The sequence below is a fragment of the Flavobacterium maritimum genome (assembly GCF_040049085.1).
Lineage (GTDB): Bacteria > Bacteroidota > Bacteroidia > Flavobacteriales > Flavobacteriaceae > Flavobacterium > Flavobacterium maritimum.
On record NZ_JBDLZY010000048.1, the window covers coordinates 1 to 248 of the forward strand.

A 248-nucleotide genomic window follows, 5' to 3' on the forward strand; every position below is an offset into this window, starting at 1 on the left:
GGAATGACACTGCCGGTCGCCCGCGATCTGGCGGGTCAGGGAATTCGCGTCTGCGCCATCGCGCCGGGCATTTTCGCGACCCCGATGATGAAGGGCCTGCCGCAGGAGGTGCAGGACAGTCTGGCCGCTGAAGTCACCTTCCCGAAGCGCCTTGGCGATCCGGCGGAATACGCCGCCCTTGCCGGCTTCATCGTCGAATGCGGGTATCTGAACGGCGAGGTGATCCGCCTCGACGGCGCGCTCAGGAT

General features: G+C 66.1%; 1 protein-coding gene. It reads left to right on the forward strand.

Annotated features, from left to right (window positions below; translation table 11 throughout):
* Positions 1-248: SDR family oxidoreductase (locus tag ABEB23_RS18235; protein WP_348814145.1), on the forward strand; the 248-nt coding region annotated here is incomplete at both ends.